The sequence below is a fragment of the Mycobacterium sp. genome, assembly GCF_040509115.1.
In the GTDB taxonomy this organism is placed as follows: domain Bacteria; phylum Actinomycetota; class Actinomycetes; order Mycobacteriales; family Mycobacteriaceae; genus Mycobacterium.
Map to the genome: position 1 here is coordinate 1 of NZ_JBEVLO010000420.1, position 16,091 is coordinate 16,091.

Sequence of the window (16,091 nt, forward strand, 5' to 3'; positions counted from 1 at the left end):
GCATCATCAAGGTGGAGGCACGCAAGGGCGACAACGCCCCGATGGCCGTCATCGAGCTGGTTCGGGAGAAGACGGTCACCTCCGAGGCCGACCGGGCCCGTCGGGTCGGCGCGTCGACGAAGGCAGCTCCGGCCGCCGCAGCCCCCGTCGAGGAGGCCCCCGTGGAGGCTGCGGCTGACGAGACCGCCGACGCTACCGAGACCGAGGCCGCCGAGGATGACGCCGCCGAGGCTCCGGCCGAGGACAAGGCCGACGACGCCAAGTAACCGCGCCAAGTAACGAAGCACTGAACATGCCCGCCATCGAATCCGATGGCGGGCATGTTCGTCTTCGCCTCGACATCGCCTACGACGGCACCGGTTTCGCCGGCTGGGCGACGCAGGCGGAGCAGCGCACGGTCGCGGGCACCATCGACGACGCACTGTCGATGGTGTTCCGCACGCCAATCGTGACGCGCGCCGCGGGTCGTACCGACACCGGTGTGCACGCCACCGGTCAGGTCGCACACGTCGACGTGCCCGCCGACGCCATCCCGCTGGCGTATCCGCGAACCCCGCGATCCGGCGAGCCGGAGTTCCTGCCGTTGGTCCGACGACTGTCCAAGTTGCTGACCGATGACGTCCGGGTCCGCGACGTGACCAGGGCGCCTGTCGGATTCGATGCCCGGTTCTCGGCGCTGCGCAGGCATTACGAATACCGGCTCTCGACCGCGCCCTTCGGGGTGGCGCCCCAGGAGGCGCGGTTCGTCACCGCGTGGCCGCGACAGCTGGACTTGGATGCGATCGCGGTGGCTTCGCGAGAACTGTTGGGCCTCAACGACTTCGCCGCATTCTGCCGACCGCGACGAGGGGCCACTACGATCCGTGATCTGCAGCGGCTGGACTGGGTCCGCGATGGTGACCTGATCACGGCCCACGTCACGGCGGACGCCTTCTGCTGGAACATGGTTCGCTCGGTGGTGGGAGCGCTGCTGGCTGTGGGGGAGGGGCGTCGCAGGCCGGACTGGATGGCGGGTCTGCTGGCGTCGACGTCGCGGTCGAGTGACTTCGCCGCCGCCCCTGCCCGCGGGTTGACGCTGGTCGCCGTCGACTACCCGTCCGACGACGAGCTCGAAGCGCGCATCAAGGTCACCAGGGACATCCGGACGCTCGGCTAGCGGATTGTCGTCTCGACTGTGTGGCTTCTGGCCGACGAATCGGTCGATGAGCGCTCACGCCCCCCACCGTCGGTGAGGTCAGACCCGGCCCGCCACGAAGTCGGCCGCCTCGTTCACCATGCCTGCGTCGATGTAGGCCTTGGCGGCGTGATCGGACCAGTTCTCCTCCCAGGTGTTGGGGTCGGCAGGATTGCAGATCGGGTCGGCGCCGTGGCACATCTCGATGGTGCGTTCCCGGTAGATCGGATTGAACGCACCGATGGGTCCGGCCCAGGCGCTGCCGTTGCCGAACAACGCGACGGCGGCGATGTGCTGATCGGCTCCCGGCGGCAGCGGGTTGTCGAAGCCGAAGAACCGGAACGGCACGGCCAGCGCGACGTCGGTGACCGCGGCTCCGAGGGAGTAGCCGCCGAGCACGATCCGGGTGTCGGGGCAGTTGGCCATCGTGCTCTGCACGCGGGCGCTCATGTCGTTGGCGCCGATGTCGATCTGGTTGTCGGCGGGATAGCGCACTGCGTAGAGGTTGACGTTCTTGCCGGTCTTGGAGCGCAGGGCGCTGATGAAGGTGTTGCCGATCTGGCCGGGTCCTGCGGGCTCCAGGCGACCGCGGGCGAAGATCACCTCGACGGCGGGGCAGGCTGCGGACGCGGTCGGCACGCCGACTGCCGTCACGGCGGGAACGACCAGCAGTGCTCCAGCGATGAGGGCGGTGACGACGGTGTTTATCCCGAAGGCGAGAACGGACCTGCGAAGCTGCTGAATGGCCACTGTATGGATGCTAGCCGACCGCGCGGGTCGATCACCGACCGTGGAGTTAGAGCAGACCGGCGATGAAGTTGGCCGCCGTGTTGGCAGGGCCGCCTGCGTATGCCCGGTGTGCGGCAACGTCTTCGCCGTCGGTCTGGCAGACGGGGTCGCCGCCGTTGCACAGGTCGATGGACCTGCCGCCCCACACGGGGCTGGTGGTCAGCGGCAGTCCGAGCTTGGCCGACGGGTTGCCGAAGACGGCGATGCCTGCGACGAAGTCGGGCGTGTTGGGTGGCAGGGGGTTGGTGAACCCGATGGCAGGCACGGGTACCGCGGCGATGACGTCCATCACGGCCGCACCCTGTGAGTAGCCGCCGAGCACCAGCCTGGTGCCCGGGCACGCGCCCATCATGTACTGGATGTGTGCGCTCGCGTCGTTGGCGCCGTTGGCTGCGGCAAGGAAGTCGTAGGTGGCGGGATAGTTGACGGCGTACGCGCCGACCGAACGGCCACCGACCTTTCCCCGCAACGCGTCCACGAAGGACCCGCCGACCAGTCCGAGGCCCGGATCCTCGTTGGTGCCGCGCGCGAAGACGACTTCGATGGCGGGGCAGTCGTCCGCCGCCGCAACTCCGATACCCCCTGTCGGGGTGGAGGAGATGACGGGAACGACGACGGCGGCGCCTGCGGTGACGATGGCAAGCAGCGTGCGCCTAACAAGATCAAAAGCCACGCTGGAATGGTAGCGCTTAACGTGGCTAGACAAGTCCAGCAACGAAGCCTGCGGCCTGCGGAATGAACTCCGACGTCTCGTAGTGAGTGTGAGCGAACGGATTGCGGCCGTCCGAGCAAATCGGATCGCCGTCGGCGCAGACGTCGAGGGCGCGGCCGCCGAAGGTCGAGCTGGTGATCGGCACGGAGAACTTGGTGGATGGGTTTCCGAACACGACGACTGCGGCGACGTTGGGGACGAGGCTCGACGGCAGCGGCGGTGCGATCTCACCGCCAAGTTTGTTGCCAAGCGGGGGGATGCCCGCCAACAGGTCGATCACCGCGGCGCCCTGTGAATAACCGCCGAGCACGAACCGCGTGGAGGGGCAGGCCGCGGCGGTCGAGCTGATGAAGTTGGTCGCATCGGTGGCGCCGTCCGCCGCGGTGAGGAAGTCGTACGTCGCCGGGTAGATCACGCCGTAGGCGCCGACGGTCCTGCCGCCGACGAGCGGGATCAGTGCATCGACCAGGGCTTGCCCCACCCGCCCGATGCCGGGCGCTTCGCTGGTGCCGCGCGCGAAGACCACCTCGATGTCGTTGCAGGGTTCGGCGCTCGCTTGCGGCGCCATCACCAGGGTGGCGGCGGCGCAGCAGAGGGCCGACGCGATTGCGGCCAGACGGGCGGACGTCCTGATCTTGGTCACGTAGCCCATCTAAACATAACGGCGTTAGCCGAGGCGAACCGTCGCGTCGGAGGTAGCGCCGCCCGCCGGCGTTTCCGGCCAGCTGGCGTCGGCAACCTTGTCGGTCCGGTCGCCCTGCCGCGCCAGCACCAGGCCGACGAGCACGACGGCGGCGCCGACGGCCTGCGTGATGGTCAGTGCCTCCCCGAGGAGAGCCCACGCCGCGAGGACCGCGAACAACACCTCGGCAAGGCCGACCAGTGAGGCGAACCTCGGGCGCAGCCGGGCGATGCCCATGATGCCGAGGGTGTAGGCGATCGCGGTGGGGATCAAAGCCAGCGCGATCACCGGAATCACCCAGGACGTCGTCCAGCCCGCGATGACGGCGTCGTTTGCGGTGAAGGTCAGCGGCATCAGTCCCGAGGCGCCAAGCAGGGCGACCGTGAGTGCGCCGATGATCAGTCCACCGGCCGCAAGGGTGATGGAGTGCAGGCTGCCTTCAGCCGTGCTGTCGGCACTGGCCTGGTCGGACATCATGAAGTAGCACGCCGCGCAGATCGCAGCGGCCAGAGCCCAGCCGACGCCGATCAGGTTGATGTGCGCGCCGGAGAAGCCGCCGTTCTCGAGGATGCCGAGCACCAGCATGATGCCGGCGACGGCCAGCACGACACCGGCCATCGTGAGGTTGCTCGGCCTGCGGCGGGTGGTGGCCCACAGCCATCCGACGACGAGGACGGGGGCGGTGTACTCGAGGAGAAGCGCGACCGCAACGGACAAGTGCGAGACAGCGTTGTAGTAGCACAGCTGGGCGCCCGCGATGGGCACGATGCCGTAGGCGATCACGGTCTTCCAGTGCTGCAGTGCCTCCCGGACCCAGTTGGGCCTCGTCATCGTGGCGAAGACGGCCATCGCGACGGCGCCGCCCGCCAGACGGGCGGTGACGGCGGCGGTTGGGCTCCAGCCCGCCTCCATGAGTGATTTGCCAAGGGGACCGGACATGCCGAAGGCGAAGGCTGAACCGATCGCGAACAGCAGGCCGAGTCGAAACTGGCCGGCGGCGGGCCGCGCGTCGATTGTCGCAGTCACTGGCACCTCCTGGCATGTAATGAGTAAAATTAATGTTGGTCGTGACGCTACCGGTGAGAGGAGTCATGAGTCAAATGAATTTCAGTCATGACACGGAGCTCACACTTCGCGCCGCCTGCGTTCTGATCAACACCAACCGCGTCGACGGCGAACAGCTCGGCGACATGGCGGCACTCGATGAGTACCTCGACGGTTTCGGGTGGACGGGACGGCGGGACCGCGACCCGGCAGAACTCGAGTCCGTGCACCGGCTGCGCGACCGACTCGGCAAGTTGTGGGGTATTGCCGACGACGAAGAGCGAACCGTCGGACAGGTCAACGCACTGCTCAGTGATACCCGTGCTGCGCCGTGGCTGACCCGGCACGCGTCGATGCCGGAGTGGCACCTGCACCTCGCGTCGATCCACGATCCGCTGTGGCAGCGGATGGGAGCCGAAATGGCGATGTCGTTGGCCGACGTGATCCGGGCTGGCGAGTTGCGCAGGCTCAAGATCTGCGCGGCCCCCGACTGCGAGGCCGTGCTGGTCGACCTGTCCCGCAACCGCTCCCGGATGTTCTGCGACACCGGCAATTGCGGAAACCGTCAACACGTGGCGGCGTACCGGGAGCGGCAGGCGCGCGAAGCGTAGGCCGCGCGAAATCGATGCTCGGACCGGCCGCTGACCCCCGTTACGCTGACTGCCGGGGGACACATGGGTCGGCAACACGCGACGCGGCTGGAGGTCAGCGCGCAACGCTTCCACGTACGTCGCATGACGCACGCACTGGTGCGCAGAGACATCGCGATGCACGACGATCCGCTACGCGCACAATCGATGTCGCTGCTCACGGGGTGTCTCCTGACGGTAATCGCCGTAACGCTCTGCGGGGTGCTTGCGTTGATTGCGCCGCGCGGTGTGCCGGACGCCGCGCCGATCGTCATGTCCCGCGAATCGGGCGCGCTCTACGTGCGCATCGGCGACACCCTGCATCCAGTGCCGAATCTCGCGTCGGCACGCCTGGTGGCAAGAGCCGCGACCAACCCCGCCGTCGTCTCCGACGCCGCCATCGCCGAGGCCAAGAGGGGTCCCGTCGTTGGCATCCCCGGCGCACCCTCGGTCATCGGTGGATCCGTCGGCGTCCAACCGTGGACCGTGTGCGACGACCAACGCACGGTGATCGTGGTGGGAGACGCCGCACTCGGCGGATTCGACTCGTCGGAGGCCGTTCTGGTGAACCCGCACGGTGAAGGCGCAGCGCTCACCTACCTGCTCTACGAGGGCCGCCGCGCTCAGGTGGATCTGCGGAATCTGGCCGTCGTGCGCGCACTCAGGTTGGAGGGGATCACGCCGCTTGCGGTCTCGCGCACCCTGCTCGATGCCGTGCCGGAAGCCCCACCCATCGTCGCGCCGAGAATTGCCGGAGCGGGTGGCGATGGCCCAACGGCCCTGCGCGGCAATCCCATCGGCTCCGTCGTCGGCGTCGTCAGGGCCGATGCCACCCAGCACTACGTGGTCCTCGCGGACGGCGTCCAACCGGTGGGGGAGGTGGCCGCCGATCTGATCAGATTCACCTACGCCACAGCCGGGGAGGCGATTCCGACGGTCTCGCCCGCGGCCATCGCCGCCGCGCCCGCCGCCACGACCCTGCCGGTGGGCACCTTCCCCCGGCGGGCGGGACTGCCGGTCGGGGCCGAACACCGGGTCGCGATCTGCGCGGTGTGGCACTCGAATCCGACGAACACCATCGTCATGACGGGTGATTCGACGCCGACGACGCGGTCGGACGGCGTGACGCTGGCGCAAGCCGATGGCGAGGGACCCAACGTCGACGCGGTGACCGTGGCCGCTGGCCGTAGCGCCTACGTCCGGTCGGCGCCGATCGCCAACGACGACGGCGCGTCGGGTCCGCGCTTCCTGGTCACCGACTCCGGGGTCGCCTACGGCATCCGCGACGACGACACCGCGAGACTCCTCGGGGTCACGGAGCAGCCCGCCGCGGCGCCGTGGCCGTTGCTGGCCCGCCTGCCGCGCGGTCCCGAGCTCAGCATCGACGCGGCATCAGTCGTCCGCGATGGGCTCGCCACGCCGTCGTAGCCTGCCCGCCGAGAAGCTCACCGCGGCGGTGGCAACCCCGAGGCAGACCGCCGCGCCGATGAAGGCCACACGGCGAGAACCGGATTCGGTCGGCGCCGCAGCTGTCGGGTCCGGCGCGATCGGTGGCGGCACCGGGACCGACGAGGCCAGGGGGCCGTCGGCGCTGACGGCCGCAAGCACGTCGACCACGCCGTGGCCCATCAGCGGATCCCAACCTGCCGCGGGGTGGTGTGCGGTCTCCTCGATCCGACGCATGACTTGACGCGCCGTCAGCTCGGGGGAGACCGCGCGAACCAGGGCGGCAATGCCCGCGACGAACGGCGCCGCGTAGGACGTTCCCGAAATGGGTTCGGCACCAGAAGAACCCGGGACGACGTCGGTCAACCCATCGCCCGCCGGATCGAGGGACACGATGTCCTCGCCACGTGCCGCGACGTCCACCCACGGGCCTGCCAGGGTGAACGACGACGGGCGTCCCGCCGAGTCGACGGACCCAACGGTCAGCACGTAGTCGTCGTACCAGGCTGGGCTCACGACGACCTTCACCGCATCCCAACTCGGCACGCCGGGTCGCGCGGGATCCGGGGGAGGGTTCTGCTCCCGGCATTGGCCGCCACCGCCGACGTTTCCGGCTGCCGTCACCACGACGACGTTCTTGACGTCGACGGCGTACGCCAGCGCCGCCCCTAGCGACTCATCGGCCACCCCGACATCAGCGTCGACGCAGGCGACCGACGAGATGTTGATCACCGTCACGCCGGCATCCGCGGCGGTGCGCACCGCCATCGCGAGCGTCTCGACGTCACCCACCCCCGAGCCCACCCCCGACCCCGACCCCGAGCCTGACGTCGAGTCCGACGGTCGAAAGACGTTGCTGGACTGCCGGATCGCCATGATGGTCGCATCCGGGGCCACCCCGCCGAACGTCGATCCCGCCACCTCCGTGGGAGTGGCGCCGATGATCCCGGCGACGATGGTGCCGTGGCCGTCGCAGTCCTGGGTGCCGTCGCCCGTCGATACGTAGTCACCGCCGGGGAGCAGGTGGGGAAGGAGTCGGTGCCTGGCCACGCCGGTGTCGATGACGGCCACCGTCTGGCCGGCGCCCCTGGTCAGGGCCCAGACCGGGCCGAGCTCTCCCGAGTTAGACGGGGGCACGTCACCCGCGGCGCTGCCACCGGTGGCGCACGGGTCGGTTTGGAGCGTCGGCGTCCGCGGGGCGGGCGGACCTGCGGGCGGCAGGCGGCCGTCGTCGACCACGGGCGGGGTCACCGCGGTGGCCGTCGGTGCGACCCAGACCGCTGCGACGGCGAGCACGGCCGAGGCCACCTTGGTGCCGTTCACGACAGGTGCACCTGGGCGACGAGGGCATACCCACCGCCGACCCAGCACGCCAGCGGAACCACCGCGGCCAGGGCGACGTACTCGAGCCGGTCGACGACACGTGTGACCGCCGCACCGATGCGCGGGCGCACTGCGACCGCAAGGCCGACGGCGACGAGCATGCCGCAGCACCAACCGCTGAGCCGGGGTTGGGCGACGACCACCAGCGTCACAGCGATCGCCACCGTCGCGGATCCCGCTGCTACCAAGGCGATCCGCCGCCCCGCGTCCACGTAGGTCCGCGCGCGCAGGAGCAGCACTGCCGACGTGACTGCCGAGAAGGCGAGCGCTGCGAGCGGCGTCACAGCGCCGGAAAGCCCCGCGACAGCCACCGCGCCCACCCCGGATGCGGTGCCGATGGCACAGGCCGCGACGAGGCCGCTCAGGATCGCGTGAGCGGCGTCCGCGCGGTCCGTCACGCCGGACGCCCAATGCGCGGGTCCGAGCCCGGCGGCGAGGACCGTGATCCGCGGCGCGAACGCCAGCAGGCCGAGTGACGCCGTCGCAAGCAGCGCGCCGACCACGGCGGTGGGCATTGCGGCGACCGTCACGACGGCGAGCAGCGCCGAAAGCGCAATTGCCGCAGCCAACGTCGACGAGGCCCGGCCCGTCACCCGCATCAAGAGCAGTGCCACCGAGAGCGCTGCCGTCGCGGCCAGAAACGCGTTCGCCGCCGACGGTCCCGATGGCACGGCGAGATACCCCGTCGCGGCCCCCAGAGCCACCGCGGCCACGCCGAGTGCCACCGAGTGGCCGCGGGCGAGCGCCGCGACGATCGCTGCGCAGGCGCCGCCTGCCGCGACGATGAGGTTCGGACCCGGATGGTCGGAGACACCCGTACCGGCCAGTGCGGCCGCGCCGAGGACGGTCGCGAGAGCGCCAACGGCGTCGGCGAGCAACCGCGTTCGTTCGGACCCGCCGGTCGACGCATCGGCGACTGCCTGGCACGGTTCGCCGCGGATCGGGCTCGGCGGCGCGATGTGGTTCGGGCCGAGGACGAGAAGGTCGCCGTCACGAACGCCGTTGTCCTCCAGTGACATCGACTCCTCTAGCGCCGATCCGGTCGGTCGACCGAGCCGCCAGGCTGTGGCCTCGCTGCTCGACTGGTAGTCGTCGACCAGGTCGACGACGGCCGGGATCAGGTCGACCACCGGTAACCCCGCTGGCAGCGAGACGTCGATCGCGACAGGGCCGTCACGACGCTCGACATGGACGCACACTCGGCGCACGGACACCGCATCACCCCCGGAAATAGCGCTCCGTGCTCACCGTAACCGGGCCGTGTGGGGTCGTTGATCGCCAATGTTCCTCGGCGCCGGTTGGAACCAGCCGGTCTCCGCCAACGTCCAACCAATCCGATGGAACTCTCGTCGACGGCTCGCCCGTCACCGCCGCCGGCCGAGGATGGTCAGCTCATCGACGTTCAGATCGTCGTGGAGCCGCCGCCCGAGGTGCCCAAGGCGCAGTCGGCGAACGTCCTCACCCGCTTGTTGCCGGTCGCCATGATCCTGGCGATGGGCGGAATGACGGTTCTCTACTTCACCTCTGGCGCAGGAACTTCGCGTAGTCCGATGTTCCTGTTCTTCCCGGTGATGATGCTGATGTCGGTGCTCGGCTCGCTGGCCTACGGGGCACGCGGCACCCGGCGCAGCGGTGAGCTCGACGAGGACCGCCGTGCCTACCTGCGGTACCTGCGCACCCTTGACGACTCCTTGGGTAGGTCTGCCGAGGCGCAGTACGCGGCATGGCACTGGCGACATCCCGACCCGGTGTCCGCGTGGACCCTCGTTGGCGGCGCGCGCATGTGGGAGCGGCGCAAGAGCGAGGCAGACTTCTGCCACGTGCGCGTGGGGATCGGCCCGGCTGCACCTGCTGCGACACTGGTTCTACCCGAGCCGGGGCCCATCGACGGTCGCGATCCGGTCACCGCGGGGGCGTTGGCGCGGGTGATCGCCGAGCGTGCCACCGTGCCGGGAATGCCGATCACGGTCGACCTGACCGCTCACCGCGTGATCGCGGTCGAGGGCACCACGGATCGGGCGCGGGCGATGGCTCGGGCGATGGTGTGCCAGGCGGCGGTGTTGCAGGGGCCGGACGACCTCGGGTTCACCGGGCTCGGCGAGGCGTCGGCGCGCGAGTGGGACTGGCTGAAATGGCTCCCGCACCATCGGCGTTCAGTCGAAGCGACGCCTTCCGCACACTTGGTGGTGATCGTCGACGGTGAGCTCAACGCCGGGGAACTCGGGGCCGCCTCCGAGACGGCGGGCGTGACGATGTTGTGCATCGGTCGCCACGGGTCGGTGCCGTGTTTGTCCATCGACGTCGACGCGGACACCACCATCGAGCGTCCGGACACCATGACGCATCAACAAGCCCTCGCGTGTGCGAGGCGGCTGGCGCCGTTCGTCCCGCGGTCCGCCGTGGCCGGTGGCCCGATCGACTGGGCGGGGCTCGTCGGCATCGACGATCCCGCGCGCATCGACGCCGCCACCGCGTGGGTGGCACGTGGTGACAGGCGCAGGCTCCGGGTGGCCGTCGGCACCGCCGAGAACGGCGAACCGGTGTGGCTCGATCTCAAGGAGGCCGCCGAGGGCGGCATGGGTCCGCACGGGCTGTGCGTCGGCGCGACGGGGTCGGGCAAGTCGGAGTTCCTCAGGACACTGGCGCTGGGCCTCGTCGCCACCCACGCTCCCGATGCGTTGAACCTCGTTCTCGTCGACTTCAAGGGCGGCGCCACGTTTCTCGGGCTCGAGAGGTTGCGGCACGTAGCGGCCGTCGTCACCAATCTGGCCGACGAGGAACACCTCGTCGTCCGCATGCGCGACGCGCTCGCCGGTGAGATGACGCGCCGTCAGGAAGTGCTTCGCGCCGCGGGAAACTTCGCGAACATCGGCGAGTACGCCGCGGCGCGGGGCGCCGGGGCGGACCTGCCACCGCTGCCCGCTCTGCTGATCGTGGTCGACGAGTTCGCCGAAATGCTCAGCCAGCAGCCTGACTTCGCCGAGTTGTTCGTCGCCATTGGCCGCGTGGGGCGATCGCTGGGGGTGCACCTCCTGCTGGCGAGTCAGCGACTCGACGAGGGACGCCTGCGCGGGCTGGAGAGTCACCTGTCCTACCGCATCTGTCTCAAGACGTTCTCGGCCGCCGAGTCCAGGGCCGTGCTCGGCACCAGTGATGCCCACGACCTCCCCGCGTCTCCCGGCGCGGCGATCCTCAAGACCGCGGCCGGCGACGTGGTGCGCTTCCAGACCGCCTACGTGTCTGGTCCCGTGCCAACGCCCGAGCCACCCGCCGCGCCGGTCCCGGCGCTGTTCCGCGCCGCGCAGCCCAGCCCCACCCGTCGAGAGCGGGTCGGCGCGAGACCCCTTCTCGACGCGGTGGTCGACGGGTTGGCCTGCCACGGGCTGCCCGCCCACCGGGTGTGGCTCCCGCCCTTGGAGCAGGCGCCTACCATCGGTGCGTTACTCGGTGCCACCGACCTGGCCCGACCGCCGCTGGTGCTGCCAATCGGGCTGGTGGACAACCCGTTTGCCCAGCGTCGCGAGCAACTGCTCGCCGATCTGCGGGCCGTCGGCGGCCACGTCGCCGTGGTCGGTGGGCCGCGGGCCGGTAAGTCCACCACTCTGCAAACCCTGCTGCTGGCGCTGGCCGCCACCAGCGACCCCGGCGCCGTGCAGATCTACGGCCTGGACTTCGGCGGTGGTGGGCTCTGCGCGCTGAGCGACGTCCCGCACGTCGGTGCCATGGCGGGCAGGTTAGAACGAGAGCTCGCCAAGAGAATCCTCACCCACGTACAGGGCCTCGTCGCCGATCGTGACGCGCGGCGGCGGCGCGGCGCGGTCGACGACGGTGACGGAGAGGCATTCCTCGTCATCGACGGCTGGGCAGTGGCACGACAGGAACTCGACGGCGTGGAGGAAGTCGTGACTGCCATTGCCGCACAGGGGTTGTCGGCCGGAGTGCACGTCGTCATCGCCGCCTCGCGGTGGGCGGACATCAGGCCCGCACTCAAGGACCAGTTGGGCACCCGGATCGAACTACGGCTCGGCGACCCTGCCGACTCGGAGATGGACCGAAGGCGGGCCCGGCTCCTCGGCGACCGGCCACCAGGGCACGGGATCACCCGCGACGGCTTGGAATTCGTGGTCGCCGCGCCCCGGCTGGGGGTGGAGGACCTCGGGTCGCTGCGGGCGGACGTGGAATCTCTCCGAACGCGCCACGCCGGACGGGCGGTGCCACCGATTCGGCTGTTGCCGTCGCGGGTTTCGCACCCGGCGGTCGCGGCGGAGCGCCCCGACGCGCTCTGCATCGGACTCGGGGAGCACGACATGCAGCCCCTGGCAATGGACTTCGGTGCTCATCACCACCTGCTCGTCCTCGGCGACGCGGAGTGCGGGAAGACTGCGGCGCTGCGGACGCTGTGCCGGGAGATCGTGCGGGTGAACGGCCCCGATTGCGCCCGGATCCTCGTCGTCGACTTCCGTCGCACGCTGCTGGGCGAAGTCGAATCGGACCACCTGCTCGGATACGCGGCGTCGGCGGCCGTCGCCGAGACGCACGTCACCGCCGCGGTCGCGCTGCTGAGCACCCGACTGCCCGGCGAGCACGTCACCCAGCGCCAACTGAGGGATCGGTCGTGGTGGTCCGGTCCGGACGTCTACGTGATGGTCGACGACTACGATCTCGTTGCCGGCGCCTCGGGGAATCCGCTGTCGCCGCTTCTTGATCTGCTGCCCCATACGCGAGACATCGGTCTCCACATGGTGATTGCGCGCCGCTCCGGTGGTGCCGCGCGGGCACTGTTCGATCCCGTTCTGTCCCGGCTGCGCGACCTCGGCTGCATGGGGCTGATGATGAGTGCGAGTCCCGACGAGGGAGCGTTGCTCGGTTCGGCCCGCCCCACCCCGCTCCCGCCGGGCCGCGGCAGGCTGAGCAGGCGCGGGGAGCGCGACCAACTCGTGCAGGTGTCGTGGGTGGAGCAGACGTGAGCGGCCCGGCGATCGTCGTCGTCGGACCCACCGCGGTGTTGGGACCCGGCGAGGTCGACCCCGAGCTCGCCGCGGTCGCACTCGACTGCATCGACGACGACCTGGCACTCGTCGACCACCGGCCGATGCGCGTCGACCAGATGTGGACCGAGTTGCTGGGGTCGGCAATCGGTTCGACCTCCGACGGTGTGGTACTCGTCTGCCCCTCTTGGTGGCCGGACACCCGCGTGGCGAGTGTGGAAGTCGCAGCGCGCCATTGGTCCGCAGACGTGGCCGTCAGACGGCGCGCGGAGGTGTTGGCGGCCGACCGCGCGGTGGTGGAGATCGCCAAGGAGATCGTCGTGGTGCACGCCGCGGGTCGGCGGCACGCGGTAGCGCGCACTGGCGACCCAAAGCGTGTCCTCGACGCCACGGTCGCGTGCCTGGACGGGCTGGTCGCGGTGACGATCGACGTCCCCACCACGGCGGCCCGGTTCGGCACCGACCTCGGGCTGGAGCTGCGTCGCCGCGGCATCGACGTCTCCACGTGTGGCGACCACGAGGTAGCCGGCGTCGTGCGTGGGCAGGGCGCCGCGCCGACGCCGCGCCAGGTCCGGCGTCGTTCGCCTTCCCCGCGTGCCGTGGTTTCCGTCGGTGCAGCACTCGTCGTGGCCATGCTGGGTGTCGCGGCACTACGGATCGTCCCCGAGACGTCACCCGACGTGGGGTGGTTGATCGAGGGACGCGTCGCGGTCGAGGTGCCAAGGGGTTGGCCCGTCGAGCGGATCACGGTCGGGCCCGGTTCGGCTCGGGTGCAGGTGATCTCGCCAGCCGCTGCGTCCGACGCGCTTCACGTCACGCAGTCCAGGGTCCGGGACGCGACACTGGCGGCGACGGCAGAGGCGCTGCGGGTGGCGTTGGCTGGTGAGCCCGGCGGCGTCTTCGTGGACTTCGTTGCGGCTGGCCGGCGAGCCGACCGCCCTGCCGTCACCTATCGGGAGGTGCGGCCGGACCGCGAGGTGTCGTGGGCCGTCCTGCTGGACCGTGGGGTGAGGATCGCAATCGGATGTCAGGGTGCCGTGGACACGACGGGGGTCTGCGACCGGGCGATCGGGTCGGCTCGTGCCATCGGGTGAAAGTGTCTGACGCCCAAGGGAACCGGACGAGCGTACGGCGCGTCCAATCAAACAGACGGAAACGAAGGGAACACCATGACCAACGGCGCACTGAACACCGACTTCGGCCTGATGACGGCCGTGGCGGGCAAGATCGACGGCCGCAACGAGGAGATTCGGGCCATGCTGCGGACGTTCATCGGCCAGATGACCAACGTCCCCCCTTCGGTGTGGGGAGGTGCCGCCGCCGCAAGGTTCCGCGAGGTCGTCGACCGGTGGAACACGGAGTCGATGGCCTTGCACGACTCACTTCAGCGGATCGCCGAGACCATCCGCTTCAACGAACGCACCCTGCGCGAGGCGGCCGATCAGCACTCGCACCGGATCGCCGCCACCGACCTTCCGTAGTCAGTTCCCACCAACCCGAATGGAGCACCCATGGATCCGGTTCTGTCATACGACTTCAGCGAGATCGAATACACCGTGCGTCAGGAGATCCACAACACGCACGCGCGGTTCAACGCGGCGCTGGACGACCTGCGTGCGCAGATAGCGCCCCTGCAGGCGGCCTGGACCAGGGAGGCCGCCGAGGCCTATCGCGTCGAGCAGACCAGATGGGACCGCTCGGCGGCCGCGCTCAACGAGATCCTGTTCAGCCTCGGCAACGCCGTGCGCGACGGCGCGGACGAGGTTGCGGCCACCGACCGTCGCGCCGCGAGCGCCTGGGGGTTCTGACCCTCACACCATGACCCTGTGCGGTCCCGACCGGGAGGAGAGCCCGGGAGGGACCGCACAGTCATGCCCTGACCTGCTGCGACCGGTCATCCGGCGTGGGACGATGACGGTGAGCGACGGCCAGGGCGTCGACCGGCGCCGGGTCTGGAGCCCTGAGCCCGCGCAGCGCGGGCGGCAGGTCGATCACGGCGTTTTGACCTGCGACGACGGTCGCCGGTAAGCTGCTCGGTTGGCGCGCGATGAGTCCTCACGGGCTCTGCGGGTTCTCGGGTCTACGTCGGTCGCCGAGAACTCCGATCACACGCCGGACCGACACCCGGTTCGCCCGGGACAAACCCGAGAGAGAAGAAGGTAGCGCTGTGCCTACGTACACGCCGAAGGCGGGTGACACCACGCGCACGTGGTACGTCATCGACGCCCGCGACGTGGTCCTCGGCCGGCTCGCCGTCGCAGCTGCAACTCTGCTGCGTGGCAAGCACAAGCCGACGTTCACGCCGAATGTCGACGGTGGCGACTTCGTCATCGTCATCAACGCGGACAAGGTCGCCATCAGTGGCGACAAGCTCGCCAACAAGTACGCCTACCGCCACTCGGGTTACCCCGGCGGCCTCCGCAGGCGCACCATCGGCGAAATGATGGCGAAGAACCCCGAGAAGGTCGTGGAGAACGCGATCATCGGCATGCTTCCCCACAACAAGCTGAGCCGACAGGTCCAGAAGAAGCTCAAGGTCTACGCGGGCCCCGAGCATCCCCACATCGCTCAGCAGCCGGTTCCTTACGAGATCAAGCAGGTGGCCCAGTGACCGAGTCGACTGACGTGACCGAGACCCCCGAGGTCGACGACGAAGCAATCGAGACGCCTGAGACCGTCGAGGTCGAGGTCGTCGAGACCGCGCAGGCCGACGAAGCTCCGGTCCGCGAACCGCTCCTGCTCGACCGTCCGATCCAGACCGTCGGCCGCCGCAAGGAGGCCGTGGTGCGGGTTCGCCTCACTCCCGGCACCGGCAAGTTCACCCTGGACGGCCGCAGCTTGGAGGAGTACTTCCCGAACAAGGTGCACCAGCAGCTGATCAAGGCCCCGCTGGTGCTCGTCGACCGGCTCGATACCGTCGATATCTTCGCCCACCTCGATGGTGGCGGCCCGTCCGGACAGGCGGGCGCGCTGCGCCTCGCGATCGCCCGCGCCTTGATCATCGTGCAGCCCGAGGACCGGCCGCCGCTGAAGAAGGCCGGCTACCTCACGCGTGACCCGCGCGCCATCGAGCGCAAGAAGTACGGCCTCAAGAAGGCCCGCAAGGCGCCTCAGTACTCGAAGCGCTGATCCTCGGTTCTGCTTGGCCGCGAGCAGTGCGCGACCGGTTCCGTCTTGGGAGCCCGGCCACGCACTGCTCGCGGGGTATCTAGGAGGAGTATGGGCCGGCTGTTAGGCACCGACG

Annotated in this window: 15 protein-coding genes and 1 pseudogene; 10 read left to right on the forward strand and 6 right to left on the reverse strand. The window is 69.7% G+C overall.

The window, feature by feature from the left end:
• Window positions 1–266: pseudogene (locus ABW137_RS28990) on the forward strand (50S ribosomal protein L17); the annotation flags it as partial.
• Window positions 267–292: 26 nt separating this feature from the next.
• Window positions 293–1,156 carry a tRNA pseudouridine(38-40) synthase TruA gene (truA, locus tag ABW137_RS28995; protein WP_526405217.1) on the forward strand — a complete coding sequence of 288 codons (864 nt, stop codon included), beginning with the start codon at window positions 293–295 and terminating at the stop codon, window positions 1,154–1,156.
• Window positions 1,157–1,234: 78 nt separating this feature from the next.
• Here the strand turns inward: truA and ABW137_RS29000 are convergent, their stop codons facing one another.
• Genes ABW137_RS29000 through ABW137_RS29015 form a run of 4 tightly spaced genes read right to left on the reverse strand, consistent with a single transcriptional unit; the run spans window position 1,235 to window position 4,383 of the window.
• The gene (locus tag ABW137_RS29000) at window positions 1,235–1,924 is read right to left on the reverse strand and encodes a cutinase family protein (RefSeq protein ID WP_526405219.1); all 690 of its coding nucleotides are present in this window, start codon (window positions 1,922–1,924) and stop codon (window positions 1,235–1,237) included.
• A 46-nt stretch (window positions 1,925–1,970) separates the two neighbouring features.
• Window positions 1,971–2,636 carry a cutinase family protein gene (locus tag ABW137_RS29005; protein ID WP_526405220.1) on the reverse strand — a complete coding sequence of 222 codons (666 nt, stop codon included), beginning with the start codon at window positions 2,634–2,636 and terminating at the stop codon, window positions 1,971–1,973.
• A 25-nt stretch (window positions 2,637–2,661) separates the two neighbouring features.
• Window positions 2,662–3,327 carry a cutinase family protein gene (locus tag ABW137_RS29010; RefSeq protein ID WP_526405222.1) on the reverse strand — a complete coding sequence of 222 codons (666 nt, stop codon included), beginning with the start codon at window positions 3,325–3,327 and terminating at the stop codon, window positions 2,662–2,664.
• Window positions 3,328–3,342: 15 nt separating this feature from the next.
• On the reverse strand, window positions 3,343–4,383 hold the full coding sequence (locus ABW137_RS29015) for an EamA family transporter (protein ID WP_526405224.1): 1,041 nt from the start codon (window positions 4,381–4,383) through the stop codon (window positions 3,343–3,345).
• Window positions 4,384–4,457: 74 nt separating this feature from the next.
• Here ABW137_RS29015 and ABW137_RS29020 point away from each other — a divergent pair, with 74 nt between their 5' ends.
• Entirely contained in the window at window positions 4,458–5,012 is a 555-nt protein-coding gene (locus ABW137_RS29020; protein WP_526405241.1) for a CGNR zinc finger domain-containing protein, read from the forward strand.
• Window positions 5,013–5,075: 63 nt separating this feature from the next.
• Entirely contained in the window at window positions 5,076–6,458 is a 1,383-nt protein-coding gene (eccB, locus tag ABW137_RS29025; protein WP_526405226.1) for a type VII secretion protein EccB, read from the forward strand.
• On the opposite strand, the gene mycP is transcribed toward eccB, so the two are convergent.
• Both mycP and eccD read right to left on the reverse strand, forming a co-directional pair.
• Window positions 6,423–7,799 (reverse strand): type VII secretion-associated serine protease mycosin, encoded by a 1,377-nt coding sequence (gene mycP, locus ABW137_RS29030; RefSeq protein WP_526405228.1) that lies wholly within the window; start codon window positions 7,797–7,799, stop codon window positions 6,423–6,425. The two genes, eccB and mycP, sit on opposite strands and share 36 nt — an antisense overlap.
• Window positions 7,796–9,073, reverse strand: coding sequence for a type VII secretion integral membrane protein EccD (gene eccD / locus ABW137_RS29035; RefSeq protein WP_526405230.1), 1,278 nt, complete (start codon window positions 9,071–9,073; stop codon window positions 7,796–7,798). Before eccD ends, mycP begins: the two co-directional genes overlap by 4 nt.
• 123 nt (window positions 9,074–9,196) lie before the next feature.
• On the opposite strand from eccD, the gene eccCa reads away from it, so the two are divergent.
• The 6 genes from eccCa (at window position 9,197) to rpsI (ending at window position 15,976) form a co-directional block, all read left to right on the forward strand.
• Entirely contained in the window at window positions 9,197–12,826 is a 3,630-nt protein-coding gene (eccCa, locus tag ABW137_RS29040) for a type VII secretion protein EccCa (RefSeq protein ID WP_526405232.1), read from the forward strand.
• Window positions 12,823–13,941 (forward strand): type VII secretion-associated protein, encoded by a 1,119-nt coding sequence (locus ABW137_RS29045; RefSeq protein WP_526405234.1) that lies wholly within the window; start codon window positions 12,823–12,825, stop codon window positions 13,939–13,941. Before eccCa ends, ABW137_RS29045 begins: the two co-directional genes overlap by 4 nt.
• Window positions 13,942–14,016: 75 nt before the next feature.
• Window positions 14,017–14,328 carry a WXG100 family type VII secretion target gene (locus ABW137_RS29050; RefSeq protein WP_526405235.1) on the forward strand — a complete coding sequence of 104 codons (312 nt, stop codon included), beginning with the start codon at window positions 14,017–14,019 and terminating at the stop codon, window positions 14,326–14,328.
• A gap of 30 nt (window positions 14,329–14,358) precedes the next feature.
• Window positions 14,359–14,655, forward strand: coding sequence for a WXG100 family type VII secretion target (locus ABW137_RS29055; RefSeq protein WP_526405237.1), 297 nt, complete (start codon window positions 14,359–14,361; stop codon window positions 14,653–14,655).
• A 359-nt stretch (window positions 14,656–15,014) separates the two neighbouring features.
• Window positions 15,015–15,458: a 50S ribosomal protein L13 gene (rplM, locus tag ABW137_RS29060; RefSeq protein ID WP_526405239.1), complete on the forward strand. Its 444-nt coding sequence runs from the start codon at window positions 15,015–15,017 to the stop codon at window positions 15,456–15,458.
• Window positions 15,459–15,472: 14 nt separating this feature from the next.
• Window positions 15,473–15,976, forward strand: coding sequence for a 30S ribosomal protein S9 (gene rpsI, locus ABW137_RS29065; RefSeq protein WP_526405242.1), 504 nt, complete (start codon window positions 15,473–15,475; stop codon window positions 15,974–15,976).
• Window positions 15,977–16,091: the final 115 nt, after the last annotated feature.

Coding starts and splice junctions, on each gene's coding strand:
- eccCa (WP_526405232.1), top strand. CDS start 9,197: ATGGAACTCTCGTCGACGGCTCGCCCGTCACCGCCGCCGGCCGAGGAT.
- ABW137_RS29055 (WP_526405237.1), top strand. CDS start 14,359: ATGGATCCGGTTCTGTCATACGACTTCAGCGAGATCGAATACACCGTG.
- ABW137_RS29020 (WP_526405241.1), top strand. CDS start 4,458: ATGAATTTCAGTCATGACACGGAGCTCACACTTCGCGCCGCCTGCGTT.
- ABW137_RS29050 (WP_526405235.1), top strand. CDS start 14,017: ATGACCAACGGCGCACTGAACACCGACTTCGGCCTGATGACGGCCGTG.
- truA (WP_526405217.1), top strand. CDS start 293: ATGCCCGCCATCGAATCCGATGGCGGGCATGTTCGTCTTCGCCTCGAC.
- eccB (WP_526405226.1), top strand. CDS start 5,076: ATGGGTCGGCAACACGCGACGCGGCTGGAGGTCAGCGCGCAACGCTTC.
- ABW137_RS29010 (WP_526405222.1), bottom strand. CDS start 3,327: ATGGGCTACGTGACCAAGATCAGGACGTCCGCCCGTCTGGCCGCAATC.